This window comes from Gilvimarinus gilvus, from assembly GCF_030518155.1.
Lineage (GTDB): Bacteria > Pseudomonadota > Gammaproteobacteria > Pseudomonadales > Cellvibrionaceae > Gilvimarinus > Gilvimarinus gilvus.
Genome location: NZ_JAULRU010000139.1, coordinates 1 through 487, shown reverse-complemented (window position 1 = coordinate 487; position 487 = coordinate 1). Strand labels below are relative to the sequence as shown.

Below are 487 nucleotides of genomic sequence, written 5' to 3'. Positions count from 1 at the left end.
CTCACCCCGGCCCTGGATGCGATGTCTGTGGCCCTTAGCCTGACCCACGACTTCGACCCACTTTCCAGCAAGATGACCTTTCGCATCGGTTTGTCCGATGACGTCGAGTCCGGGCTGTTGCCGCCGTTGTTGCGGGCGCTGCGGGTCGAGGCGCCGAACGTGGTGGTGGTCGTGCAGCACGTGGATTACTGGCGCATTCCCGACTTGCTGGCGGCGGGTGACGTCACGGTCGGCATCAGCCAGACCCGGGGCCTGCCGGCCAATGCCAAGCGCAAGGTATTGCGCAGCATGCAGGCCAGGGTGGTGCGCGCCGACAAATCCACCAGGGCGTTGACGTTGGATGAGTTCTGCGCCCGCCCGCACGTTCAGGTCTCGCCTACGGCCAATACCCACGGTGTAGTCGATGACTGGCTCAAGGAGTTGGGGCGCGAACGCCAGGTGGTGTTGTCGGTGCCGCAATTCAGTACGCTGCCGGCGATCCTGGCCG

1 protein-coding gene is annotated in these 487 nt (G+C 64.9%); it reads left to right on the top strand.

Annotated elements, in window-relative coordinates:
• The coding region (locus tag QWI17_RS00850; protein WP_302720595.1) for a LysR substrate-binding domain-containing protein at window positions 1-487 on the top strand (487 nt) is incomplete at both ends.